24 protein-coding genes, 2 pseudogenes and 1 riboswitch are annotated in these 22,567 nt (G+C 61.4%); of the genes and pseudogenes, 8 read left to right on the top strand and 18 right to left on the bottom strand.

Annotated elements, in window-relative coordinates:
• Positions 1-26: 26 nt before the first annotated feature.
• The 4 genes from BCA01S_RS29965 to BCA01S_RS29950 all read right to left on the bottom strand — a co-directional run bounded on the left by BCA01S_RS29965 (position 27) and on the right by BCA01S_RS29950 (position 3,767).
• On the bottom strand, positions 27-1,460 hold the full coding sequence (locus tag BCA01S_RS29965; RefSeq protein WP_027780061.1) for an NAD(P)/FAD-dependent oxidoreductase: 1,434 nt from the start codon (positions 1,458-1,460) through the stop codon (positions 27-29).
• Positions 1,457-1,750: a 2Fe-2S iron-sulfur cluster-binding protein gene (locus tag BCA01S_RS29960; RefSeq protein ID WP_027780060.1), complete on the bottom strand. Its 294-nt coding sequence runs from the start codon at positions 1,748-1,750 to the stop codon at positions 1,457-1,459. The genes BCA01S_RS29965 and BCA01S_RS29960 overlap by 4 nt, the downstream gene beginning before the upstream one ends.
• The gene (locus BCA01S_RS29955) at positions 1,743-2,843 is read right to left on the bottom strand and encodes an NAD(P)/FAD-dependent oxidoreductase (protein ID WP_027780059.1); all 1,101 of its coding nucleotides are present in this window, start codon (positions 2,841-2,843) and stop codon (positions 1,743-1,745) included. The genes BCA01S_RS29960 and BCA01S_RS29955 overlap by 8 nt, the downstream gene beginning before the upstream one ends.
• An 87-nt stretch (positions 2,844-2,930) precedes the next feature.
• A complete protein-coding gene (locus BCA01S_RS29950; RefSeq protein WP_027780058.1) occupies positions 2,931-3,767 on the bottom strand; it encodes a transporter substrate-binding domain-containing protein in 837 nt (278 codons plus the stop codon).
• A gap of 383 nt (positions 3,768-4,150) precedes the next feature.
• Between BCA01S_RS29950 and BCA01S_RS29945 the strand changes: the two genes are divergently transcribed.
• Positions 4,151-5,107 (top strand): LysR substrate-binding domain-containing protein, encoded by a 957-nt coding sequence (locus BCA01S_RS29945; protein WP_027780057.1) that lies wholly within the window; start codon positions 4,151-4,153, stop codon positions 5,105-5,107.
• Here the strand turns inward: BCA01S_RS29945 and BCA01S_RS29940 are convergent.
• From BCA01S_RS29940 to BCA01S_RS29900, 9 genes are all read right to left on the bottom strand, one after another.
• Positions 5,085-7,367, bottom strand: a complete 2,283-nt coding sequence (locus BCA01S_RS29940; protein WP_027780056.1) for a TonB-dependent siderophore receptor — start codon at positions 7,365-7,367, stop codon at positions 5,085-5,087. The two genes, BCA01S_RS29945 and BCA01S_RS29940, sit on opposite strands and share 23 nt — an antisense overlap.
• Positions 7,348-8,184 carry a DJ-1/PfpI family protein gene (locus tag BCA01S_RS29935; RefSeq protein ID WP_027780055.1) on the bottom strand — a complete coding sequence of 279 codons (837 nt, stop codon included), beginning with the start codon at positions 8,182-8,184 and terminating at the stop codon, positions 7,348-7,350. The genes BCA01S_RS29940 and BCA01S_RS29935 overlap by 20 nt, the downstream gene beginning before the upstream one ends.
• Before the next feature lie 10 nt (positions 8,185-8,194).
• Positions 8,195-10,357 (bottom strand): TonB-dependent siderophore receptor, encoded by a 2,163-nt coding sequence (locus tag BCA01S_RS35595; protein WP_052369534.1) that lies wholly within the window; start codon positions 10,355-10,357, stop codon positions 8,195-8,197.
• Positions 10,358-10,604: 247 nt separating this feature from the next.
• The gene (locus tag BCA01S_RS29925) at positions 10,605-10,787 is read right to left on the bottom strand and encodes a hypothetical protein (RefSeq protein ID WP_027780054.1); all 183 of its coding nucleotides are present in this window, start codon (positions 10,785-10,787) and stop codon (positions 10,605-10,607) included.
• A gap of 278 nt (positions 10,788-11,065) precedes the next feature.
• Positions 11,066-11,566, bottom strand: a complete 501-nt coding sequence (locus BCA01S_RS36610; RefSeq protein ID WP_027780053.1) for a DUF2946 family protein — start codon at positions 11,564-11,566, stop codon at positions 11,066-11,068.
• Between the two features lie 99 nt (positions 11,567-11,665).
• Positions 11,666-12,721, bottom strand: coding sequence for a HoxN/HupN/NixA family nickel/cobalt transporter (locus BCA01S_RS29915; protein ID WP_027780052.1), 1,056 nt, complete (start codon positions 12,719-12,721; stop codon positions 11,666-11,668).
• A gap of 38 nt (positions 12,722-12,759) precedes the next feature.
• Positions 12,760-12,892, bottom strand: a riboswitch (cobalamin riboswitch).
• 66 nt (positions 12,893-12,958) lie between these two features.
• Complete coding sequence (locus BCA01S_RS35585; protein WP_052369532.1) at positions 12,959-13,774, bottom strand: HvfC/BufC N-terminal domain-containing protein; 816 nt, start codon at positions 13,772-13,774, stop codon at positions 12,959-12,961.
• Positions 13,775-13,845: 71 nt separating this feature from the next.
• Positions 13,846-14,727, bottom strand: a complete 882-nt coding sequence (gene bufB / locus BCA01S_RS35580) for an MNIO family bufferin maturase (protein ID WP_042319881.1) — start codon at positions 14,725-14,727, stop codon at positions 13,846-13,848.
• A gap of 35 nt (positions 14,728-14,762) precedes the next feature.
• Complete coding sequence (locus BCA01S_RS29900; RefSeq protein ID WP_027780051.1) at positions 14,763-15,026, bottom strand: BufA1 family periplasmic bufferin-type metallophore; 264 nt, start codon at positions 15,024-15,026, stop codon at positions 14,763-14,765.
• Between the two features lie 180 nt (positions 15,027-15,206).
• Here BCA01S_RS29900 and BCA01S_RS39560 point away from each other — a divergent pair, with 180 nt between their 5' ends.
• The 3 genes from BCA01S_RS39560 to BCA01S_RS29890 all read left to right on the top strand — a co-directional run bounded on the left by BCA01S_RS39560 (position 15,207) and on the right by BCA01S_RS29890 (position 17,135).
• On the top strand, positions 15,207-15,587 hold the full coding sequence (locus BCA01S_RS39560) for a DUF2946 domain-containing protein (RefSeq protein WP_084166997.1): 381 nt from the start codon (positions 15,207-15,209) through the stop codon (positions 15,585-15,587).
• A gap of 102 nt (positions 15,588-15,689) precedes the next feature.
• Entirely contained in the window at positions 15,690-16,583 is an 894-nt protein-coding gene (locus BCA01S_RS29895) for a hypothetical protein (RefSeq protein ID WP_027780050.1), read from the top strand.
• A gap of 177 nt (positions 16,584-16,760) precedes the next feature.
• Complete coding sequence (locus BCA01S_RS29890) at positions 16,761-17,135, top strand: copper resistance CopC family protein (protein ID WP_027780049.1); 375 nt, start codon at positions 16,761-16,763, stop codon at positions 17,133-17,135.
• Positions 17,136-17,308: 173 nt separating this feature from the next.
• On the opposite strand, the gene BCA01S_RS35575 is transcribed toward BCA01S_RS29890, so the two are convergent.
• Entirely contained in the window at positions 17,309-17,758 is a 450-nt protein-coding gene (locus BCA01S_RS35575) for a universal stress protein (RefSeq protein ID WP_042319879.1), read from the bottom strand.
• 240 nt (positions 17,759-17,998) lie between these two features.
• On the opposite strand from BCA01S_RS35575, the gene BCA01S_RS29880 reads away from it, so the two are divergent.
• Together BCA01S_RS29880 and BCA01S_RS38190 are read left to right on the top strand one after the other, a co-directional pair.
• Entirely contained in the window at positions 17,999-18,184 is a 186-nt protein-coding gene (locus BCA01S_RS29880; protein ID WP_027780048.1) for a hypothetical protein, read from the top strand.
• Positions 18,185-18,235: 51 nt separating this feature from the next.
• Positions 18,236-18,394 carry a hypothetical protein gene (locus tag BCA01S_RS38190; RefSeq protein WP_156955110.1) on the top strand — a complete coding sequence of 53 codons (159 nt, stop codon included), beginning with the start codon at positions 18,236-18,238 and terminating at the stop codon, positions 18,392-18,394.
• Between the two features lie 449 nt (positions 18,395-18,843).
• Here BCA01S_RS38190 and BCA01S_RS29865 read toward each other — a convergent pair whose 3' ends face one another.
• On the bottom strand, positions 18,844-19,161 hold the full coding sequence (locus BCA01S_RS29865; RefSeq protein ID WP_027780047.1) for a DUF1840 domain-containing protein: 318 nt from the start codon (positions 19,159-19,161) through the stop codon (positions 18,844-18,846).
• Positions 19,162-19,680: 519 nt separating this feature from the next.
• Positions 19,681-19,943: pseudogene (locus BCA01S_RS37505) on the bottom strand (hypothetical protein); the annotation flags it as partial.
• 78 nt (positions 19,944-20,021) lie between these two features.
• Here BCA01S_RS37505 and BCA01S_RS37500 point away from each other — a divergent pair.
• Together BCA01S_RS37500 and BCA01S_RS38185 are read left to right on the top strand one after the other, a co-directional pair.
• Positions 20,022-20,744, top strand: a pseudogene (locus tag BCA01S_RS37500) (ISKra4-like element ISBusp5 family transposase); the annotation flags it as partial.
• Positions 20,745-20,844: 100 nt separating this feature from the next.
• Positions 20,845-21,285, top strand: a complete 441-nt coding sequence (locus BCA01S_RS38185) for a hypothetical protein (protein ID WP_156955108.1) — start codon at positions 20,845-20,847, stop codon at positions 21,283-21,285.
• Positions 21,286-21,403: 118 nt separating this feature from the next.
• On the opposite strand, the gene BCA01S_RS29850 is transcribed toward BCA01S_RS38185, so the two are convergent.
• Positions 21,404-21,979, bottom strand: a complete 576-nt coding sequence (locus tag BCA01S_RS29850; protein ID WP_027780045.1) for a peroxidase-related enzyme — start codon at positions 21,977-21,979, stop codon at positions 21,404-21,406.
• On the bottom strand, positions 21,976-22,551 hold the full coding sequence (locus BCA01S_RS29845; RefSeq protein WP_062860194.1) for a CMD domain protein: 576 nt from the start codon (positions 22,549-22,551) through the stop codon (positions 21,976-21,978). The genes BCA01S_RS29850 and BCA01S_RS29845 overlap by 4 nt, the downstream gene beginning before the upstream one ends.
• Positions 22,552-22,567: the final 16 nt, after the last annotated feature.

Genomic DNA, 22,567 nt, shown 5'->3' with positions numbered 1-22,567 from the left:
GGAACTTCTCAGTACAGGCGCATCACTCATTTCGGGACCCATTCGGTTGGTTTCGCTGCGTTTTCATCGGGGATATAGGAGACCGCCAGATCTCCCAGACTCACTGGCTTGATAGGAGGGCGGATGTTGTAGTAGCCCGTCTCGTCCATTCGCTGACCGTTATGCTCGGCGAGCAACTCCGATACGGTCAGACCACAGAGACGGCCCTGACATGGACCCATCCCGCAGCGGGAAAAGGATTTGGTCTGATTAGGGCCGACGCAGCCGAGGCGTGCCATCTCACGGATCTGACTGGCCGTCACCTCTTCGCAGCGGCAGACGATTGTCTGGTCCGATGGACGACGAAAAGGTGGGCTCGGGCGATACAACGTGTCGAGAAACGGGCGGACGCGGCTGTGTCGACCGCGTTGACGGCCCAGCGGCACCGCGTGTTCACTCAACGATTCAGTGCTCAACGCCCCAAGGCGATGCGCGATGGCGAGCGCGACCATCTCGCCGCTGATCCGTGCTCCGATCGCACCGCCGATACCGGCGCCATCTCCCGCCGTGAAGACGTTCGGCACGGATGTCTCGCCCCAGCTGTCAGTGCGCGGACGCCAGCAGAGTTGCGCTTCGTCCCAGTCGTGAGTGCAGCCGATCGAGCGCGTCAGTTGCACGTTTGGCACCACGCCCTGATGCAACAGGACGAGCTCCGCTGCGATCGTGGCCGATTGTCCTCCTGACCGATAGCTGATGCGCTCCACTCGCTCGGCGCCTTCGATAGCGAGTTCGCTGATATTGCGAATGTGGGCGACGCGCGCTCTCCTGATCGCGCGTAGCAGCTTCATGCCTTTCAGCAGATAGTCCGCACTGCGTAAAGCGGCGGGCAGATGCTTCAGCGCATGACGGTAATTGGCGGCTGGCGCGGTTTCCAGTATCGCGGCGGGCGGGCGGCCTGCCTGAATCAGTTGCCAGGCGAACAGGTAGAGCAGCGGCCCGCTGCCTGCCAGCACCGTCGGCCCGTTGGGCAACAGGCCGGCCGATTTGACGAGTGTCTGAGCCGCACCGACGCCCATGACGCCGGGCAGCGTCCACCCTGGCACTGGAAAGGGGCGCTCGTAGGCGCCATTGGCGATGACGAGTGCATTGGCGTGTATCTGGCCGCTTGCCGCCGTTTCGTTTCGACGTGTAAAGCTGATGTCCAGCGACCGGCCCACTTGCCATACCAGCGTGTCCGGCCAGTACGACACGGAGGAGGCTCTGAACTGCTTCACCAGCTCGGCGCCGTCTGTGTAATCCGCACCTAGTCGCGCCGGGTCGGGCAGCGGCGAACGGCTGACGTTGCGGTAGATCTGCCCGCCCGGCAACGCGTTTTCGTCCATCACCAGAACTTTCAGACCGAGGGAATTGGCTCGAAGCGCGCATGCCATGCCAGCGGGCCCAGCACCGATCACGACGAGGTCGACTGATTCGATCGTCATTGAATGTCCCTCGCGCCGTTCATGAAGCTCACACGCATACCTTCCATGACCTTGACCATGCAGGACTGCTGGTTGGGCAGATCGTCAATCTGCACGAGGCAGTCGAAGCACACGCCCATCATGCAGAACGGTGCTCGCGGCGCATTGCCGGCCGGCGTTCGCCGGAAGGTGTGAACGCCGGCATACAGCAGCGCGGCGGCCACTGTCAGCGAATCCGGTACGTCGACATGCCTGCCGTCGATCTCGATCCGGACCAGCTTCGGTATGCTCCCTTCTAGGAGGCTAAACATGGAATCGCTTTGCATGGAAATAATCGAGAATGGGGGGGCGTTGACCGCCCAATAGCCACGGCACCAGCAGTTCGCAGTGAGCCGCGGCGAGCGTGACGCCGCTGTGGCAGGTCGTGAGAAATGCACCGGGACACTCAAGTGATTCGTCGTAAATCGGCATGCTGTCCGGCGTCATTACGCGCAGTGCGCCCCACGCTCGCACCACGTTCACGCTCTGCAGCAAGGGGAACTGCCTGATGGCTTTACGGGCGATGTGCGCGACGATATCCGCGGTCACGCCAGCATCCATGCCCACATCCTCCGCGGATTCCCCGAGCAGCACCGAGCCTTCAGCAGTTTGCCTCACCGACAGGGTGGGGTAATGAAGGAACGGCTGGACGCGCTCGGTCACCAGGATCTGGCCGCGCAGCGGAACCACGGGGGCGTCGAGGCCGACCATCGGAGCGAGATCGCGATTCCCGAGCCCGGCGCACAACACGAGCTTTGCACTGCGAAACGTTCCCAATTCCGTGTCGATACGGAATCCGTCGCCGTGCCGTTCAATCGTGCTGACCGTCGCCTTCGGCATGTAGTCGCCGCCCGCTCTTTCGAATGCCGCGAACAGGGCACGTAGCGTGTAAAGCGGGCTGACATGGCCGTCGTTCTCCGAATAGACCGCACCGACGACATCGCCGGCGATGTCGGGTACCAACGCTTTCAGCATGCGATGATCTAGCACGTCGTAGGTGAGCCGGGCATCCTGGCGATACAGGTAATCGACGTTCTCGACGCTTGCCGCGAGCGATTGCTCGGTCAAGGCGATGTTCAATCCGCCCGGTCGTGAATAGCCGAGGCTCAGGCCCGACGCTTCTTCCAGTTCCCTGGCGAACGCAGGCCACAGCCGCGACGACTCGAGCGACCAGCGCCCATAATCGGGCTTCTTTCGGCCCTTGCCCGAGACCCAGACCAGCCCGAAGTTGCCGCGAGCGGCGCGAAAGCTCGCATCTTCGCCGTCCAGTACGACGACGGTCTGGCCGCGCTTCGCCAGACCATAAGCGATCGCCATACCGACCAGTCCGCCGCCGACCACGGCGAAATCATAGGTGTTCTTCATTCAGGGCTTCCATGGTTGCCTGGAGATTGCTGGCGGGAAACATTCGGTATCCAGAATGATGGTTCCGATCGCATCGGCCGACATGCCTCAGCGCGGCGTCAGATCAGTTTTCATGTACTGCAGGGAAAGCCGCGACAGCGTGCCGTCCGCCTTGACTGACGCGATCGCCTTGTCGAATGCGTCGCGCAACGCAGTGTCGGATTTTCGCAGCCCCATACCGACGCCTTCGCCCCAGATCTTCCCGCCAATGACCGGCCCAATCAGCGACAGATCGCTCCCTGTGTTATTGAGGAGATAGACGGTGTTCTCGACCGACGCATCGATCCGCCCGCTCTTCAGATCGAGATCGCGATCCTTTGAACTGCGGTATTCGCGGATTTCGCCGATATCGGCGAAGTTCGAGCGAACGAACGGCACGTAGGTGGTGGCTGCCTGCACGCCGATCACCTTGCCCTTGAGGGCGGTGCGCAGCGTGGCGAGCGCGGTTTTCGCGTCGGCCTCGGAATTGATCGTCACGAGTCCGCTCCCCAGCTTTCCGAAGTAAGCGGCACGGCCCTTGGCGGCGACGAAACTCGACGTAACGGTGGCGTAGGGAATGCTGAAATCGATCGCTTGCCTGCGTGCGTTCGTGATGGCCATGCCGTCCATGATTGCGTCGAATTTGCCGGTGTTCAGTGCCGGGATCATGCTGTCCCAGTCGGCGGCGATCTGCTTGCAGCTGAGATGGGCGCGCTCACACAGCACCTTGGCCAGCGCCGGCTCGAATCCGCCGAGCGTGCCGTCCGGGTTCGAGGAATTCCAGGGCGTATAGCTGCCCTCAAACGCGATCAGGACATCCTTCGCTTCAGCCAGCTGAACGGTGGCCAGCGCGCAGAGGCTGCCGATCAGACACACAGCGCGTTTCAATATCCTGTTGTTCATCATTTCCGGTTCCGTGGAGTCTCGACGTGGGTTGGCGGGCTGATGCCAGGCGCTGCCTCGTGCAGCGTTGAACCATTGTCGGATCGGCCGGGCGGTGGGCTCAATTGCCGCAAAATTTGTTGGTCATTCCAAAAAGGTATGAATTGGGAAGCTGTATCTGGCATTGGCGAGTGGACGGCGCTCACGTCCCGAGCCGGGCGCAGTCACGCAACGACAGATGCGGCGGAAACGCTAGAGCGGCGCCACGACCTGTGGGCTGGGGCCGGCGTCTTCTTTGCTTTATCTCGAAAGGTTATGATCGGATCGACCGACGTATGCGCCGGCAGGCGCCGACGACGGTGCCGGATTGGCGGGCATGAAAAACCGCGGACTTTGAGGAGTGTGATTTGAGCGATTTTACGTTGCGCGAGCTGGAGGTTTTCGCGGCAATCATGCAGCACGGCACGGTCACAAAAGCTGCGGATTTTCTCGATATCGCTCAGCCCGGCGTCAGCAAACTACTCGCGCGCCTGGAAGCCAAAGTGGGATATAGCCTGTTCAACCGGCAACGGCAGCGCCTGATTCCGACGGCCGAGGCGATGTCGCTCTATGCCGAGGTGGAGCGATCGTTCATCTCGGCGAGAGAAATCATGAGATTGGCGAGGGATCTGGGCGATCTGCGAGCCGGTCGCCTGAAAATCGGCATTCTTCCCGCGCTGGGAAGTGGCTTGATGCCTGCCATCATCCACAAGTTCCAGGCCGACCATCCCGGCGTCAGGATCACGGTCAATATCCGCTCCACCCAGACGCTCGTGGAGTGGGCAGGGCGCAATCAACTCGATCTCGCGATCGGCGTGACGACCAGCATCGAGCATCCAGCGGTCGTCCGGCGCACGCTTCCCGCAGTGCCAGTGGTGTGCGTGGTGCCGGAAGGCCATGCCCTGGCGGATGTCGACGTAGTCACGCTTGAGCATCTGGAAAACGCTACCCTGATCTCGTTGCTCGCGTCCGATCCGCTCGTGGCGCAGATCGAGCGGCACGCCGCGCTGGCGAATCTGAGAATCCCGAACGCGATCGAGACGAATCTTGCCGCAACGGCCATCGCGTTCTGTCAGGCCGGGGCAGGGGTAACCGTCGTGGATTATCTGTCCGCCAGCGCTACGGCGGCGAAAGGGGTGGTCATCAAGAAATTCGAACCGGCGCTGTCGATCAACTACAGCATATATCGGCAAAAAGGGAGCAAGGCATCCGCGCTGACGGATGCCTTGATCGAACGGGTCATCGACGAACTGACCCGGGAGATTGCAGGATTCGAGGCCGCAACGGGCGCGCGGCCGGCGTTCAGAACCGGTAGGACACGGTGAGCTGTGCCGTCAACGGTGGGCTTGGCATCAGCGTGTAATCGAAAGTCGCCGCCGAGCCGCCAGTGTAGTACTTGCGATTGAACAGGTTGTAGATATTCAACTGCGTTTTCCATGACCCTCGCTGGTACGAGGCCATCGCATCGGTGCGCAGATAACCACCGAGCTTGAACGTGTTGGGTAAGGTCGCTTCCCGCGAGCCTACGTAGTAAAGGCCGGCCCCGAGCTGCAGCTCCGGGATCGACTGCAACTGATAAACCGTCCACAGGCTTGCGCTGTGCCGTGGGACATTGCTCGGAAGGTCGCCTACGGGATACGTCGAATCGCTGGTGACCTTTGCGAGTGTGTAGGCATAGGTGAAGATAGCTTTCCACTGCGGCGTGATGTTGCCGGCGATGTCGAGCTCCACGCCTTGGCTGCGCTGCTTGCCCGTGAGCACTTCCAGTAAAGGGTTGGTTGGGTCGGTGGTCAGGATGTGATTGCGGTTCAGGCTGAACAGGGCAAGGTTGGCGCTGAGCCGGTTCCTGATCAGGTCCTGTTTGACGCCGATCTCCAACTGCTCGGCGACCTCCGCTGCGTAGGTCACGTTGCTGCCGCTATGACCGACGTTCGGCGAATAGCTGCGGCTCCAGTCGGCGAATAGCGACGTGCCGTCTGTCGGCTGCCAGACTACGCCGACGCGCGGCGAGAACGCCGTCTGCTGGCCTCGCCCCGTCTCTTCGCCGCTTTCGTTGGCGCGATTGATAAACCGGTCCACCCGCAATCCGGCCTGCACCTTGATCTGCTGCGTCAGCGCGATCATGTCCTGCAGATAGGCGCCGTAGTCTGCGCCGCTCGCTTGATGGCCTGGCAACGGATCGGCCGGGGTCAGCCCGGACAGGTAATTGGGGTTGAACAGATCCAGCGTCATGCTGGAAACGTTCGATCCGCCGCTGCTGACTTTGAGGTAGCCGTAGTCCACACCGGCGAGCAGCGAGTGCTTCAGGCTGCCGGTGAAAAAACCTCCGGCCACCTCGGCCCGGGCCGCGTACTGGCGCGATACCTCGTTCGCGCCGCTGTAGACGGAGTAATCGAGCAGATTGCCCGTGGCGGTCGTGCTGTCGGGAAATGACTGTGTCGAGAGCTGACGTGCATATGCGTACTGTCCGGACAGGCGCAGTTTCCAGTTGTCCGACAGCGCATGCTCGAGCAACAAGGTTTCGGACACCGTATCGTTCCTCCCGTAGTCGCCATCGACCCCGGGATACATGCCGTCGCGAAGACCGTAGTAACGCGTGCGGGACAAATCCTGATAATTGACGACCGCCGGCACCCCGAAGTCGAACCCGTCCCGGTTCAGGTGGTTGAACTCACTCAGCAGCGTCACAGACGTGCCGTGGTGATTATCCCAGCTGATGGCCGGTGCGATTGACCACGAACGGGAGCCGGCGTTGTCGCGGAACGTCGAGTCGGTCTCGGCAGTTGCGTTCAGCCGGACGCTCAGGTCTTCGTTTAGCGCGCGGTTCAGGTCCAGTGTGGTGCGGGCCAGACCGTCGGTTCCCGCGGTCACATCGACTTCGCCGAAGTTGTCGCGCTCGGGGCGCTTCGAGACGGTGTCGATATAGCCGCCCACGGCGCCGATGCCTCCATACAGCGCGCCTGCAGGGCCCTTGAACACCTCGACGCGGTCGATGTTCTGCACGTCGCGAAACGCGTAGTAGCCGTAGTTACGGAAGCCGTCGCGCAGGCCGTTGCTTTCGCTGAATCCGCGGATATTGAAGAAGGTAGCGCCGTTGCCGCCGTAACTCGCCTCGGCGTGTACGCCGCTCACGTTATCCGCTATCTGGTCGATGCGCGTCACGGCCCGATCCTGCAGCACCTCGGCGGGCACGACCTGAATCGATGCGGGGTAATCCTTGAGCGGCGTGTCGGTCCGCGTCGTGCTGACCGACGTTTCGGCACCATAGGTGAGGCCTGGCGCGGCGCTCACGGTGATGGCCGGTAAGGTCACTGACGACGCGGCTGCTCCGGAGGACGGCGTGTTCTGCACGCTGTCCGTTGTCGTGTCGGCGCGCGCATAGGGCGTCGCGGCGATTGCAAGGGCCGCGACGGCAGAGATCGCGCCGCGCAATGGAGCGCGGCCGGTGGGAATACGTGCCGTATCGTTCTGCCTTGCGTGGGCGGAATGTCGGAAGGTGGCAGCCGTCGCAGCGGCGATCTTGCTCTTTGTGTACATGTCGATCTGTGTAATTGTTGTTACGCTGTCATGCAGCCGGAGTGCCATGGGCCTGAGTCGCGGCGAGCGTTTCGGCCTGCCTGGTGAAGCCGGCCAGTAGTTCCTCCATCGCCTTCCTCACGGCCGGCGGGGCCGTCTTCAGCGAGCCGGCATTGAACGGCGGCTCGGGATCGTATTCGCTGACGAGCTGCGTGCATTCGGCATAGGTCCGGTCGCGCAACTCGGCGAGCATCATCAAACCGAAATCGAGCCCGGCCGTCACGCCGGCGCCGGTGACCCGGTTGCGATCGCGCACCACGCGCGCTTCGATCGGGATCGCGCCGTATTCGGCCAGGACGTGACGCACCGACCAGTGGGAGGTTGCCTTGTAGCCCGCCAGCAATCCCGCGGCGCCGAGGATCAGCGAGCCTGAGCAGACGCTGGTGACGTATTTCGCGCGCCCACCGCGGTCCCGCATGAACGCGAGCGTGGCCGGATCGCTGGCCGCCGCAAGTGTGCCGTCGGTGCCACCCGGCGTGAACAGCACCGTGAGATCGCGCGGGCAGGTGTCGAAGGTGGCAGTCGGCACAATGGTCACACCGGCATCGCTCGTGACCGGCTCGAGTGTCTTTGCGACAAGGTGAATTTTCGCGCCCATCAGCGCACCGAACATACTTTGCGGCCCGATCAGATCCATCACGGTCATGCCCGGGTACATCAGCATGGCGATCTGTTCGTTACCCTCCCAATGCACGTTGTTCATCTCGGGGCCCATGTCGGGCATGGTCATGGTGCTCGCGGGTTGCGGCGCCTGCGCGGCGGCGCTCATCGCGAACGGCGCGAGCAGCGCCAGCAGGACCGCGTTGCGACGGTTCATGTCGGTCATTCTGGATCTCCTAGATTGCAGCCTTCAGCGTCAGGTAGACGGAGCGCGGTTGAACCGGCATTACCACCGGGAAGGAAAGATACTGGTAGGGCGCATAGACATGGCGATTGGCCAGGTTCACGGCCGACAGACCGATCGTGTAACGGCCGAAGCTGTATTCGGCCTGCGCGTCGAACAGCGCGTAACCGGGTACCGCAACGGTGTTCGGCAGCGTAACCTCGCGTGCGCTGAATGCCGTCATGCCGGCGCCGAACGACAGGCCGTGGGCGGGGCCGTTCAGCACGCGATAACGCAGCGCGATGCGCCCGCTGTGTGTCGGCACGCGCGCGAGCGTGTCGCCGACCGGAATCGAGTTGTCCTCGGTCACCGTGGCGCGCGTATAGGCGTAGTTCATCAGCACGGAGAGCGCCGGCGTCGGCTCCCACACCAGATCGGTCTCGACTCCGCGTGCGCGCTGCTGGCCTGTCTGGATCGAATAGAGCGGGTTGTTCGGGTCGGGCGTAGCCACGTTGTCACGTGTCTGCTGGAATACGGCGAGGGTGCCGGACAGGCCGATGTCGGTCAGCGCCAGCTTCAGGCCCGCCTCGACGTTGCGCGAGGTCTCCGGCTTTGGCGATCCGAGGCCCACATAACCGAATGCGGCGCGAAAGGCGGTCGCGTACGCAGCGTATACGGCCACGCCCGGCATCAGGTCGAAACTGGCGCCCACCCGCGGCGAAACGTGATGATAGGTGGCGTCAGTGCCTTGCTCCGCCTCGCGGAAATTGAGCTGTGTGAATCGCAGCGAACCGCTCAGGTGCAGCCGCCCGTAGGTCGCCTGATCCTGCACGTAGGCGGCAATTGTCTGGTAGCGATCGGTCTGCGTGAGCGTCAGTGGTGCGAGCGAGCCGAACGCGAGATTGTAGGCAGGCTGCGCGAGGTCCTGTGTACCGACGGGCACGCCGGTAAACCCCATGCCGGAGAAGAAATCGGTGTGATCGTAGTCGATTCCGGCGAGCAACTCGTGATGGCCGCCCAACGCGTTGACCGTCGCCAGGATGTTAGCGTCGAAGGTGGCCTCGTTGGTGCTGGTCTGCATGTTAAGCGGCAAGATCGGATACGTGGTTGGCGTGGCCGGATCGGGCGGATAGAGGCCCGGGTAGACGAAGCTGCCGTACTCGGGAATGCTGCTGTGGTAGTAGCGCCCGCTGAGCGTCAGCCGAAGGTTGTCGTTGAAATCGTGCTGCAACTGGACCGTCGCGAGCTGACTGTCGAACGAGGTGCGCGGCTGGCCGACCGGCGCGCCCGGGAACGCATACCGGTCGAGCTGGCCGGCCAGCGCCTGGGCAGCGGGCAGCCCCGAGTATTCGAGCTGACTGCTGTGGTTGAACTGCCCCTGCACGAGCAGCGTAGTGCGGGGACCGAGCTTGAACGACACGCTCGGCTTCACTGACCATTTGTCGCTCCTGACCTGATCGATCCAGCTTCCGGCGTGCTCGTACTCGCCAGCGATGCGCGCGTTGATCGAAGAAGTCAGCGCGCCGGTCAGGTCAAAGTACGGGTTGACGGTGCCGTAACTGCCCGTGCGCATCGCTACGTAACCGCCCCGCCCGGCTTCTGGCAGCTCGGACTGGATATTGATCAGGCCACCGAGCGGCGCACCCAGGCCGCCGCCGTACAACGTCGAGGCCGGCCCCTTGAGCACGTCGATCTGCTCGATGCCGACGAGGCTCGCTGGACTGTTGGCCGCGCTCATGCCGTACATCGGCAAGCCGTCCGTGTAAATTTCGGCCGGGAAGCCGCGCACAATGTTGGCGACAAAACCGTTCTCCGCGGGCTGACTCGGCATCACGCCCGACACGTTGACCAGCGCATCGGCCAGCGTGCGCGCGTCCTGCTCCTCGATCAGCTTGCGCGGCACGACCTGGACCGACTGTGGCACTTCGATCAGGGGCGTGTCGGTACGTGTCGCCGACCGGCTGTCGAGCACAGTGTCGGTCGCGATGAAGCGGTAGCGATGGCCCGTGATACGGATGGCAGGCAGCGCGGTGTCCGCCGTTGTGCCGGTTTGCGTGTCGGCGCCGGGTATCGGTTGAGAGCCCGGGGCCGACGTGCCGGTCGCGACGGACTGCGCGTGACCGGCGAGCGAGAAGGCAGTCAGCAAGGCGGCCGCGGCCAGTTTCAGAGTAAGCATGAGGTGAAGTTGTGCGTGAGGCTAAGCGATCGCGCGTGCGGCGCCGGCAGTCGCAGCGAAGTCGATTGCCATGAACGCGCGAAGGTCTGGCGCTCGCTGGGCGGCGCCCGGTAATGAACGGAATATGGCGAGCAGACCCCATTCGCGCTCCGCCGTGGACGCAAAATCCTAGACACGGTCGAGCGAAGGCGCGGGCGAGACGCTACAGAACGTTCACGGTTCGAAGGATCCGACTAATAGAGCGTGGCTAGTGCACCTGACGCATGCAGCAGATCGGTCCGGTTCCCGAAGCGGGGATATCGATTTCGCCTGGACGTGTCATCCATGCAATCCAGGCTGCCCAAAGGGCGACCGCGAGGAAGGCACCGATATTCAGATGGGTCTTGTAGCGAAGGATGAGTTCCAGAATCGAACGACGTTCTCGTTTCATATGCGCTCTCGATCGAGTGCCGGTCCGGACCTGGGCGAATCACGCGTACGCGGCTCACCACGACGCCCGGCCGAGTTTCGGTGTCGGGCCCCGGGAGGGGACCCTTGCTCTCTTCGGTTGCTACTGTCGATTGCGCCTTGGCCACGTCACCAGAACAGCTGGACGAATGAAGTCCAGCACCGCTCTTACGAGAGCGAAACTTCAGGTGTCAAATGTCAGGAAGCAACCGGAATGTGCGGACGACAAGCGCGTTTTCGCACTGCCGGTGGCACATCGGTTCAGGCGAACAGTGGGGGAGCGCGAGCGCTGTGTGACGAGCGGAAAAGCCGCTGAATGAAGATGAACGTCTGCCGACGATACCGCGCAACGATCAGCGCGGCGAAATGGCAGAAGGCCAGGATGATGGCAATCGCAGTCAGCGCGAGCACGAAGGCGGCGCTGAAAGGACAGATTTCGTTGGATGCCGTGTTGCCAGTGTGGGCAGGATCGGGCGAGGCCGGGGTGCTGTGCGCACCGCTGGATAGCGAGGCCGCACGCTTGAAAGTGCTGGTCGCCTGGCTATCGGGTGTGAAGTCTGCGTTGCTGTCGACGAACGCGGCGGGCAGCACGAGCGGGCCGTGCCCACTGCAAATCACCAGGCCCGGGTTGTCACCCTCTGTGCTCGTGTCGAGCATCAGTCCTGTAGGTAGGAGCAGGCGCAACGCGAGCGCGAGCAGGACGAGATACGAAATCCAGCGTCCCACCGAGTGCTGCGCCTGCAGGTGGCGTAGTCGGGTCATGGCTCCGCATTTTAACCAGGTTTACGATTATTTCAGTGAATAGATGAGTGCTTCGAGCCGCACGCAGAGACGCTTGACGTGTCTGCGTACGGCTCACTCCTATCGGCTGATCTCCAGATCGTCGAATTTTTTCGCGCGATAGATCAGTACCGATGCGATCCAGCTCAACACAAAAATACCGATGATCAGATAACCAAGCGTGCCGAAGTTATCGTTTAGCGCGCCGATCGCATCCCACACCGGGCCTTGCAGTTTCAGCTTGTCCGAAATCAGGCCCAGCGCTTCGATGCTGCCAATCACGATGGCCACGACGACCGACACCAGCGTGATGGTCATGTTGTAGTAGATCTTGCGGATCGGCTTCAGATAGGCCCAGCCGTAGGCGCCCAGCATCAGGTGTCCATCGAGCGTGTCGATCAGCGACATACCGGCGCTGAACAGCACCGGAAACACCATGATTGCCCATGGCGACAGGCCTTGAGACGCCTGGGCGGCGGCGATGCCGAGCAGGGCGATTTCTGTGGCCGTGTCGAAACCCAGGCCGAAAAGAAAGCCGAGTGGGTACATGTGCCAGCTGCGCGTGATCATACGGAACAGCGGCCTGAATAGCCGCGCGAAGAAGCCCCGGTTGGCCAGCAGCAGATCGAAATCGTCGTCGACGTAACGGCCGCCGTTTTTTACGTTACGCCAGGCCCGATAGATCGACTTCAGGATGATCAGATTCATCAGCGCAATCGCGAACAGGAACAGTGAAGAGACCATCGTGCCGATCACACCGCCAATCTCCTTGTAGTGGTCGAAGCGCCCCTGCATGGCGGACGTGGTGACCGCGACTGCAAGTGAGGCCAGCACCACCACAGTCGAATGACCGAGTGAAAAGAAAAAGCCGACGGTCACCGGCCGCTTCTTCTCCTGCATCAGCTTGCGGGTGACATTGTCGATCGCTGCGATATGGTCCGCGTCGACTGCATGACGCAAGCCGAAGCCATACGCCAGCAGCGCCGTGCCGAGCAAGACAGGATGATGGCGAAACGCCACGAGCGCCCAGATCCAGGCGATTACGTTGGTGGCGATCAACACGCCGTAAATGCCGAAAAGCCGCGTCCGGACGCCGGAGTTCGAATCGCTGAAAATCTGTCCTAGCTGCGAAATCATTAACTGTTCCCTGGGATGACGCGTCCCGAAAGAGATTGAATGATGGCGAAGCGAGGTCTGACTTCCTGCCTGGACTCAAGTTGACGTTCAGACCGAATACAGTGGCGCGACCGCGCCGGATTCTCACCGGCTTCCCGCTTCACCTTGTGAGGCGATGCCTGAACAGCTTATACACGCGCGCATTCGCGTTGTCGATGTGTTCCAGAAGCCGTCGGAGCGGGAACCTTGGTGGGCGCTTCACTGCATTGGCGTGAGACTGGGTTCAGGGCTCGGCGCATCGTGCGCAAGACCTGTAAAAGCCGACGCCTCGACCCATGCTCGCCACTGCGCGGTGAAATCGAATCCGGCATCGACCGCAAATGCCGCGTCGAGCGCCGCATTGAGTGTGGCTCCGCGCTGCAACGCGCCGAACGCCGCTTGGGCGGCCACGCCTTGAACGCGTATCTGCGGTTGCCACATGGGACGCACAACTAGCGCATAGGTCGGCGAATCGAGATCGGCCGGAAAGCATCCGCCCGGCTGATGTGCGCACCACACCTCGGCAACCGCGTAGGGCGACGAGACGAGCGCGCATGCCGGGTGCACGGCAAGTTTCGCGTCGAGCAGATCCTCGGGGCGGATGGCGGCCCACTCGTCACGCGTCAGCGCTTCGACGTCCGCTGCAAAGTAGGCCAGATGCAACGACCATTCGAGGCGTGCGAGGTCCGCGAAATAGCGAAAACGTGGGTCCGGTTCGTAGGCTTCGATGAACGCAGGCAACGACGCGCCGAAGCGATTGAGGTCGCCGCTGCGCGACGGGTGCGCTCGAGCGTAATCCAGACACAGGTGATCGAAGTAGGTGTCGCCGACCAGCGCTAGCAGGGTCGGATAAGCGCTGGCCAACGCCTTTCGCCGATTCCCGCGAATGCTGCTCTGATAAAGATCGACGCGCTGGCTCAGTTTGTCTTCCAGGTCGGCACGGCTGTCGCGCATCACCTGTTTATCGGCTACCGTATCGCTGATCGAGCATGGTTGGGCATGATCGAATCCGCGCGGCGCGCCTTGCAATCGCATGAGGATAGATCGTTCTTCAGTCTCCAGCGACTCGGCAAATATTCGCTGCAATGACTCAAGCGGTGTAGACATCACCGACGCCACTGTTGATGAAGGGTGGGGCGCACCGGGCAAGTGGCGTGGACTGCGGCTTGAATCTCACGGGCGCGTCCGGCCTCGTCGAGCAGAACGTCCAGCGCGGGTATATCAGTATCCCACTCGATAAGTGTCGGCACCGTGCCGAATTGCTGGAGCGCGTATTTGTACAGCGCCCAGACCTCTCCGGCGACACGTGAGCCGTGGTCGTCGATGACGGCGACGTCAGTCACCCGGTGACCTGCAAGATGGACCTCGCCGACCGTGCCCGCAACCAGGGCATTCATCGCAGCAATGGCGTCCTCGCCATGGTTGCATTGGTTGACATAGAGGTTGTTTACGTCGAGGAGTACGCCGCAACCCGTACGCGACGCGAGCTCGGTCAGGAACGCAGTCTCGCCATACTGATCGTCGCGGAACCGAACGTAGGTGGAGACGTTTTCAAGGAGAACCGAGCGGCCCAATGCGTCCTGCAACTCGTTGATACGCGAAGAGAGCAGTGCGAGCGCCGCATCAGTCAGCGGAATTGGCAAAAGATCGTTTAGATGGCCATCGGACGTCGCGCCCCAGCACAGATGTTCGGAGACGACCGTCGGCTCAACTCGCGCAATCAGACGTTTCAGCTTGCCAACGCGAACGGGGTCCAGCGGGGTTGCCGAACCGAGGCCGAGGCCCACGCCATGCAAACTGACGGGCAGGTCGCGGCGCACAGTGTCGAGCACGTGCAGGTCGAAGCCGCCATCGCCGAAGTAGTTTTCACTGTGCACCTCAATCCAGTCGATCGCCGGTATGGCGTCGAGGAAGTCACGGTAATGTGCGTGGCGCAACCCTATACCGGCGCCTTGCAGGGGGCAGACAGATGAGACGGCAGGCTTCATGTGAGGCACAGTTTGAAAAGCAGCGCAGTGGCAGCTTAGGAATGCTGGTCGTCGATCGTGCCGCCCAGCTTCTTGCAGGTTCCTTTCGGGACCGTTTTAAAGTCGCCTTTATCGTTGTCGATTTTTGCTTCACCAGCGCAGCCGTGCACGCCAGTCCTGCTCGCACAGTCGTTCTGACCGGCTTTGGCGATGCCGAAACACTGAACCTTCTGTTCAGCTTGCGCCGAGTTGACGCCAGCCACTGCGAGGCCTGCTAGTGCGGCGGCGACCAGGGCGGCCCGGTTGACCTTCGGGTTCATGTTGCTTCTCCTGAATGAGCGACTTCCAGCTCAACGATGTGCGATAAGCTGAGCTTGCATTTTCCTGACGACTCAAGCACCACAACTATGCTTGAGATCCAGATTTTCGCACGCCGGACGGATTTAACGCATGGCATAATTCGCGGCTGACGCAGCGGCTTCCTTATTCCTTTTCATCGCATGATTCGCCTCCGCCTCCAGAAGATCGGCAGCTTATTAGGATTGCTGGCAATCCTGATGAGTACGCTTGCGCCGACCATATCGCAGGCAATGGCGGCTCACTACCGGCTTGGCGAGGCGCTCGCAACATTCTGCTCTGCGTATGCTGGGAACGGGACGCTCGCAAGCCATCACAAATCGACTGACTCTTCTGCGTTGCACGGGCAGGCATGCGGCTATTGCAGTCTGTTTGCCCACGCTCCTGTCGTTCCGACGACCGAGGCTACGCTTCCGCCGGCTTCCCGGGTATCGGACAGCAGAGAGGTAATTGCACCCGTGCACACCCGTGTGCAGCTTGCCTACACAGCTTCCCAGCCGCGCGCTCCTCCTCTTTTTTCCTGATTCGTTTCGTATGGACACCTACAACCGCGCTGAAACGGCAAGCGCGGCGGCTCGCCGTGTTCGGATACGGCGGGGCTCAACGACGATCGGAGAAGAAAGAACATGCGTACATTTTCACAGCGCCAGGTGGCGCCGGCACGCGCGGCTTTGCTGGTCGCCGCTGCCATGGTCAGTATGGCCAGTTCGTCAGCCGCATTTGCTCACGCAGTCGCGGGAGACCGCGTATTTCCCTCGACCATGGCTGTTGACGACCCGGGCGTTGGGGACGAAGCGAACCTTGAATACGGACATCAAAGGGTGCCGGGTGACAGCGGCGATCAAAGCATCAATAGTTTTGATTTTGAGTATGACAAACTGATCACGCCCAGGTTGGCCGCGTCAGTCGGTGGCACCTATGTCATGCAGAATAATCCAACGTCACGTGGTTTCGACAATTTCGGCGTGGGTCTGAAATATCTCCTGTATGTAAACGACGCGCACGAGTTCATGACGTCGGTCGGTGTCAATGCAGAACTCGGCGGGACCGGGAGCCGCGCGATCGCCTCGAACTTCTCGACGATCTCTCCGACGGTTTACGCAGGCAAGGGCATGGGTGACCTACCCGACTCGCTCGCCTATCTGCGGCCAATTGGGATCACGGGAGAAGCAGGACCGGCATTGACCACCGGCGCGGGGCAGCCGAATGCATTCAATTACGGCTTCACGTTCCAGTACAGCTTGCCCTATCTGCAGCAGCACGTGCACGATCTCGGCTTGCCGCAACCTTTGTCGAACCTGATCCCGCTGGTCGAAATCCCGCTGTCGAGAAGCCAGGGGCAGACGACGGGTACCGTCAATCCCGGCTTCATCTGGATCAACCGGTACGGGCAGTTCGGCGTCGAAGCCCAGGTTCCAATTAACCGGGCCAGCGGCTCGCATGTGGGCATTCTGGTTCAGGCCCACATATTCTTCGACGATGTTGCGCCGACGACGATCGGTAAGCCGCTGTTCCAGTAATCGATGGGATCAGAGACGCTCAGTGAATGTCGCGTCAGGCGGCATCTCGCTGAAGACTCTTTTTCCGTGGTGCGCAGAGCCTGCGGCTACCCTCTCGCTGCATGGCTCCACCACCCTATTGCTACATGAACCGTGTTATTTTTCCTGAGATCGCCTCAGGTAAGGTTGCAGTCAACCATGAAACATATTCTGAATGCCCGTTTATTGCGCGTCCTTTCGGCGGTCCTCGCGTTGGCGACGGCGCCACTGGCGTATGCGCACGCCTATCCAATTCGCCAGGCACCCTCTGCCGGTTCGACTGCCGCAGCGTCGCAAAAGGATGTGGCGATCGACTTTGATGATGAACTGGAGCCAGCGTTCAGTTCCATTTCCGTCACGGATGCGCAAGGTAAGTCGGTCGTACGCGACAAGGCTGTTGTGGACCCGACTAATGCGAAGCACATGTCAGTTGCACTGAACCCATTGTCGCCGGGCGTGTATGCCGTCTCCTGGGTGGCTGTGGCCGCTGATGGCCATCGCACTCAGGGCCACTACTCGTTCACCGTTAAATAATCACGGACCCGCTTGTCGCCGCACAGATCGCGGTCGCCGCCGTGCAGGATATCCTGTTTGCGATTGCTGTGGGAACGCTGGCGTGCGACTATTCAGGCGACCTGGCACCGGCATGCGTTAGGAACGCTAGACCGGCGGCGCCGTTTTTCCGACGCCTGAGGTTCCGCCTGCTGCTACGCCCGGTCCACCTCCGGCCCCATCGTTACAAGTACGCTGCAACTGACTCTGTCGAGCAGCAGACCGTCTGTCCTGCCGCCCCACCACCGAGCTAGTCCGGTCGTTCGATGATGCCCCACGACGATCAGATCGACGTTCAGGTCTTTAGCGAAGAATGGAATCTGATCCAGCGGATCACCGATCGCGAAGTGCCCGATCGCATTGACTCCCCGCGCTGCGAGTTTCTTCAAGCCTTCGTCGAGCACACTTTTCACAGAGTCGCTGACAAGGTCGGCCGGCACCGCGGACGTGATATCCGTCCCCTGCATCCAGGCGGAATTGTTGACGACGGAAAGCACATGTACTTGCGCCCGTAGTTCCTGCGCCAAACGGGCGCCGTCTGCGAGCGCGTGTTGTCCTTCGCGGGTTCCGTCATAACAGAGCAGAATGCGATTGAAGGCTGGCATGTCGCTCTCCCTGCGTTCGTTGCGCGTCTATACGGCAATTGCGATGGATACATCGCAATAGATCGAGCCGTCGCAAATCCAGTATATGTCACTTGTGATGCACGCCAGAGAGCCACTGCGGCTGCGGCTCGTGTCTGCTAAACGGCGAATTCCACATACATCACAACGTGATATACTCCATAAAAACGACCTTATCGGATACTCCGCCGGTTCCGATCGCTCTTTGCAGAGGAGGATCAAATGATCATTGGCAACGATTTTGAAATCGGCTTTCTGCTGGTCGCCTTTGCGCTGCTAGGCATCATTCTGATCGGCACTCTGCTGGATACGTTGCACCTGCAGAAGCTGCACCCGCGGCTTATAGGCGCAACGGTCGGAGCGCTTGTCGGCTTCGCGCTGATCGAAGCCGTGCCGCTGTTCACCTGAGCGGCGAAGACGGCGAGCAAATTGCGCGCGCAATGATTCTGGAGACGCGTCATGATGGATCTCCTCGTGCAGCTAGCAGTCGCCGGCGCGATACTCGTGCTGGTCGTGCTTTTCATGGTCACACAAGAGGGCCGCGACGATCTGCGCGAACGGCTTCGTCGCGCCGGGGCGCGCAGGCGTTGGTGGAATAAGCCCCGAAACGGGCATTGACTGCTTGCGCCTGCTACGACTGCGGCCAGAGAAAGAAAACGTGTGCACGGTCCGATTTTGGATGAACCGGCGTGATTGCCCCGCTGTGCCCTATGTGCCATCTGTGACTTCGCGAGCAGCAGCCGTTTGGCCACCTCACTAGCAATATCGGGCCCCCAGCGAGCATATCGAGCATGGTTCCGCCGTACACGCCGGTCACTGTCATTGGAATGTCGGCGAAGTACGGCGACGGCGCGGCTCGCGCATCGCTCATGCGATCTGCCCGTTGAATCGCAATGCCGGCGTCCGTAACGTAACGGTCATTCGCTTGCGCAATCGCGGGCCAAAACATCAACGCGGCGACACCTGTCGCGAGCATGGCCGCCAAGCACCGCCTCGACGCAAATCGTTCCATCGTCTCTACTTTCGTCGCACTGCAACCGGCGCAATGCAGCCGCAGTGACAGAGGCCTAAAGACCCCAGATGATGTCCGCACCGCGCTTGCTCGCTGCCCGCATCATGTCCAGAAACGGCCATGCGCGCTGCGAAAGCCCATTGCTTGATTTCCGCCGATTGCCCGGCGAACAATGCAACGCTTCTAGCGCGACTTCTGCCGTGGCGTCTTCCGTGATCGCGGATTCGAGCCGATTGATCGCGCCCTGCAGTTCGTCGTGCATGATGACGCCCCGCTCGCCCAGACGCTTGCCGATCAAACCCAGTAAGTAATGGGCAAGGTCCCGAAGCATCACGACATCTGGCGATGCGGTGGATTGAAAAGTGATCAGCATGATGGCTCCTTTTCGAATATGCAGCACGACTGCCGCTGCGCAACGATGACCGTCTCGCCTCGCCGTGCCGCTCCTTGTGGTCAATTATATCACAATGTGATTTAATTGACCACAAGGAGCAGTTGCGTGCTTTGCAGAGTGAGCCTTTCCACTCGCTTTTCGGCGGCCAGTCTTCTCGCATATTCCCTTGAGCGATGGCGCAGCCGGCGTTTTAGTACTCGCCTTACTAGGGCTTCCCGGCTGTGTCTCGTTGCCACTCACCGGACGAATCGTTGTTCAGGCAAAACAATCGCTCAGAAAGCAGCAGACGGATTCTGTGTGAGACCGGTGAACACCCAGATCCTGATTGCGGAAAGGCATCAGGGGCGCGGCATCCTGGGAGTGGTGGAGGGTTCCCGCCGGTTGGCGTGAAAAAGGAGGAAAACGTTCAATGGCGCAAAGATTTGTTGCGCGCCATCGTTACAAGGTTTACCGGGGCTGTATCCGCTCTGCAGGCATAAACGCCTTTTTGCATTCAGGTCACTTCTGATCGCCGCCGGAACCGCCGCCGCCAAGTGCTTCGAGCAATGGCCGCAGGGTATCAGTTCTGCTCCGAAGCCGCTCCAGTCTCCTGCCTTCAGTCGCTCGATGGCGCGGTCATAATGGGCTAGCGCCTCGCGTGCGCGCGCGTTCGCTGTGCCCCCCACTGGCGATGCCGCTTGGGAGGTGTTCTTGAAAAGCGCCGCCAGTGCTTCACCCAGCGTGTCCTCCATCACCACACGGTCACCATAGGCGGCAATCACCCAGGAAGCCGTTAAAAAGGCCGGGAGACGAGCGCACCGCGGGGTATCGTATCTCTATGACGAGGCCCAGGAGCCGCCATGCGATGCACGATCGTTCTTGAGTTTGATAACGGCGACGGGAGTGTGGTAAAGCGGGTTGAGGTCATGCGGTTGCACAGGCCCATCGACGACCAGACGCACGGAGACGTGGGGCTGTCACACGGTGAAGGCAAGTCTTTGCTCAATTGTGTGCAGCAGGAGTTCGTTGTCGAGCAAATCGAACGCTTTTGCGCCCCGCGTAGATCCTGTGTGGATTGCGGCGCCCAGCGTCGCCTGCATGATAATCATTGCTCGGAGCTGAAGACCGCGCTAGGAAAGGTTTATTGTTGCCGCGAACGATGGAAGGCCTGCGATTGCGGTGCTGACGGCTCAAGATATGTTTCTCCGCTCAAGGACTACCTGACAGAGGCAAGTACTGGTGAACTGAGATGGCTGCACGCGGAGTTGGGCGCCACCGTGCCCTATCGGCAGGCCAAGGCAGTCATGGACCTTCTGCTACCTACCTCAGGTCGCGACAATCATGTAACCATCCGCAACCACACCGTGGCCGTCGGAACAACGATACAGCACGCACGGCCGGTGCGTCGGTGGTGCGAGACAGAAAAACCGGTTGCGGAGCTTGGCATTGACGTCGGCTAGGTCCGTCGCGCAAGTTGCAATCGTAAGGGTTCGGGCAAGGAAAATCGCGCAGAAGCCGGGAACCGGTCGTCGTCGGTCGCAGTCGTCGTTGCTGCTCTGGGCCAAGCCGGTAAGCAGCCACGAGCGCGAATCGAACGCGGCGCTCGCAGCGGCGAGGCGGCCAAACGCAGCGACGTCATCGTCGTCGGTTTCGACGGCAGCAACGAACGTGCGCGATGCGATCATGCGCAACGACATCCGCGCGACCGTTCTGCAACCGGCGGCGCTGGCCGCGACGGAAGCGGTCGAGCAAGCCGATAAATACATGAAGACCGGTTCGACCGGCAAGCCCGAAAAGCAGTTAATCAACTGCTCGCTGATTACCAAGGCGAACGCCGGCAAGCTCGATGTTCGCCCTGCGCTAAAGCCTGTCGCCCGGGGCGGCACGTCCCCGGGTTTTCCTCCTTTACGTCGGCTGAGGCTCGCACGAAGATTCAGTGGGTCAACAGTCGCTCGAACCATCGAGCGGCGCGGAATTGGCTGTCTTGTGCGAGTCCGTTTCGCTCAAGCGATGATTCGCTCGCTCACGAAAAAAGCCGAGCGTCGCGGGTCGGTTCTAATGGTCCTGTCGAATGCGGGAGCAGCCAGCAACGAACGCGCTGAACGGTTCGCTGATTGTCGATGAGCGGAGCGGTCGCGGCCACGATCGAATCGTCGCATCGATATGTACGCGTGGACTAACCGGGCGGCGAGGATCGGTGCGGCTGTGCGATTCGGCGAAGGTAGAAATGACGAACCGCGATCTACGCGGGAAACACCGGCTCGCCCAAACTCAGCATCAGCCGGTTTGCCCATGCGAAGATCGCGACCGCATGACTCAGGTCGAGAATCTGCGTATCGTCGAGTCCGGCATGGCGAAGCGCATTGAGCGAAGCCGGGCTGATCGCTTCGGGAGCCAGCGTGAGATCGATCGCGTAGCGGACGATGGCGCGCTCACGTTCCGTCGTGCCCGCGGTTTGTGGGTCCGAAAAGATCTGCTGGATCACCTCGTCGCGTTTGGCGAGTTGCTGAAAACGCTGCGCATGCACCGACGCGCAGTACACGCAGCCATTAACCCGCGAGACGACGGTGCTCGCGAGTTCGCGCTCGGCGCGTGACAGGCCGCCGGTCGCATACATAATGCTGTTGAACGCGCCGGAACGCTGCCGGAGAATTTCCGCTTCGTGCACGAGCAGCAGGTAGTAGTCGGAAGTCTTCGCTTGCGGGTGACTCGTTTCGAGCACCGCGGTCTGCACGGGCGATGCCTGCGCGAGCGGCACCGTATCGAGCCATGCGCTCCAGCCGAGAGTCTGCGAGGTGAAGCCGTGGTCCGTGCTCATGCTCGTGCCTCCAGTGCGCGCAATGCGGCAATGACCCGTACCTGATAGGTGACGAATGCGACCAGCTGCGCGAGCGCGACGATCGCACCTGTCGTCAGGCCGGCCGCCTGTAACGCGGCGAGGGCGGACTTGCCTGTCTCCGCGGGGTGAAGCACCAGGGCTTCGGTATGAACGAGAATCGCCGCGAGTCGCTGGTCAGTCTTAACGACCGTCTCAACCGTCGTCGCCGGCCCGGTGCGATGTCGAGCGATCGCATCGAGCGCGGCGCTCGTTGCGTCCGCACCGGCTTCAGTCTCCGCTCCGAGCGCCAGCAAACGCTCGCGATACGCTTGCGCGGTCCGCTCGCAGCGCGAGAGCAGCGCCGCATACCAGGCTGCGTGGAGCCGCTCGCGCAGCGTCAGATCCGCGACATCATTCGAAAACAGCGCGTCATGGCTGCCTTGCGTATAGCGGGTCGCCTCTGCGCGGAAAGCGCGCAGCGCCGCGACGGGGCCATCGGGCGCGAGTCCGGCCAACGCGGCAACGAAGTCATCCGTTGCGGCAGCCGATGGGGGTTCGGTCAATGCAGACATGAGATAGAGGTCCGTC

The sequence above is a fragment of the Paraburkholderia caledonica NBRC 102488 genome, assembly GCF_000685095.1.
GTDB lineage: Bacteria > Pseudomonadota > Gammaproteobacteria > Burkholderiales > Burkholderiaceae > Paraburkholderia > Paraburkholderia caledonica.
The sequence above is the reverse complement of the archived record's forward strand: the minus strand, read 5'-3'. Positions and strand labels throughout refer to the sequence as shown.

What these genes read in the sequence shown, in the direction of transcription:
- BCA01S_RS29965 (WP_027780061.1), bottom strand. Translation starts at nt 1,460, where the DNA reads ATGACGATCGAATCAGTCGACCTCGTCGTGATCGGTGCTGGGCCCGCT.
- BCA01S_RS29960 (WP_027780060.1), bottom strand. Translation starts at nt 1,750, where the DNA reads ATGTTTAGCCTCCTAGAAGGGAGCATACCGAAGCTGGTCCGGATCGAG.
- BCA01S_RS29955 (WP_027780059.1), bottom strand. Translation starts at nt 2,843, where the DNA reads ATGAAGAACACCTATGATTTCGCCGTGGTCGGCGGCGGACTGGTCGGT.
- BCA01S_RS29950 (WP_027780058.1), bottom strand. Translation starts at nt 3,767, where the DNA reads ATGATGAACAACAGGATATTGAAACGCGCTGTGTGTCTGATCGGCAGC.
- BCA01S_RS29940 (WP_027780056.1), bottom strand. Translation starts at nt 7,367, where the DNA reads ATGGCACTCCGGCTGCATGACAGCGTAACAACAATTACACAGATCGAC.
- BCA01S_RS29935 (WP_027780055.1), bottom strand. Translation starts at nt 8,184, where the DNA reads ATGACCGACATGAACCGTCGCAACGCGGTCCTGCTGGCGCTGCTCGCG.
- BCA01S_RS35595 (WP_052369534.1), bottom strand. Translation starts at nt 10,357, where the DNA reads ATGCTTACTCTGAAACTGGCCGCGGCCGCCTTGCTGACTGCCTTCTCG.
- BCA01S_RS29925 (WP_027780054.1), bottom strand. Translation starts at nt 10,787, where the DNA reads ATGAAACGAGAACGTCGTTCGATTCTGGAACTCATCCTTCGCTACAAG.
- BCA01S_RS36610 (WP_027780053.1), bottom strand. Translation starts at nt 11,566, where the DNA reads ATGACCCGACTACGCCACCTGCAGGCGCAGCACTCGGTGGGACGCTGG.
- BCA01S_RS29915 (WP_027780052.1), bottom strand. Translation starts at nt 12,721, where the DNA reads ATGATTTCGCAGCTAGGACAGATTTTCAGCGATTCGAACTCCGGCGTC.
- BCA01S_RS35585 (WP_052369532.1), bottom strand. Translation starts at nt 13,774, where the DNA reads ATGCGATTGCAAGGCGCGCCGCGCGGATTCGATCATGCCCAACCATGC.
- bufB (WP_042319881.1), bottom strand. Translation starts at nt 14,727, where the DNA reads ATGAAGCCTGCCGTCTCATCTGTCTGCCCCCTGCAAGGCGCCGGTATA.
- BCA01S_RS29900 (WP_027780051.1), bottom strand. Translation starts at nt 15,026, where the DNA reads ATGAACCCGAAGGTCAACCGGGCCGCCCTGGTCGCCGCCGCACTAGCA.
- BCA01S_RS39560 (WP_084166997.1), top strand. Translation starts at nt 15,207, where the DNA reads ATGATTCGCCTCCGCCTCCAGAAGATCGGCAGCTTATTAGGATTGCTG.
- BCA01S_RS29895 (WP_027780050.1), top strand. Translation starts at nt 15,690, where the DNA reads ATGCGTACATTTTCACAGCGCCAGGTGGCGCCGGCACGCGCGGCTTTG.
- BCA01S_RS29890 (WP_027780049.1), top strand. Translation starts at nt 16,761, where the DNA reads ATGAAACATATTCTGAATGCCCGTTTATTGCGCGTCCTTTCGGCGGTC.
- BCA01S_RS35575 (WP_042319879.1), bottom strand. Translation starts at nt 17,758, where the DNA reads ATGCCAGCCTTCAATCGCATTCTGCTCTGTTATGACGGAACCCGCGAA.
- BCA01S_RS29880 (WP_027780048.1), top strand. Translation starts at nt 17,999, where the DNA reads ATGATCATTGGCAACGATTTTGAAATCGGCTTTCTGCTGGTCGCCTTT.
- BCA01S_RS38190 (WP_156955110.1), top strand. Translation starts at nt 18,236, where the DNA reads ATGATGGATCTCCTCGTGCAGCTAGCAGTCGCCGGCGCGATACTCGTG.
- BCA01S_RS29865 (WP_027780047.1), bottom strand. Translation starts at nt 19,161, where the DNA reads ATGCTGATCACTTTTCAATCCACCGCATCGCCAGATGTCGTGATGCTT.
- BCA01S_RS38185 (WP_156955108.1), top strand. Translation starts at nt 20,845, where the DNA reads ATGCGCAACGACATCCGCGCGACCGTTCTGCAACCGGCGGCGCTGGCC.
- BCA01S_RS29850 (WP_027780045.1), bottom strand. Translation starts at nt 21,979, where the DNA reads ATGAGCACGGACCACGGCTTCACCTCGCAGACTCTCGGCTGGAGCGCA.
- BCA01S_RS29845 (WP_062860194.1), bottom strand. Translation starts at nt 22,551, where the DNA reads ATGTCTGCATTGACCGAACCCCCATCGGCTGCCGCAACGGATGACTTC.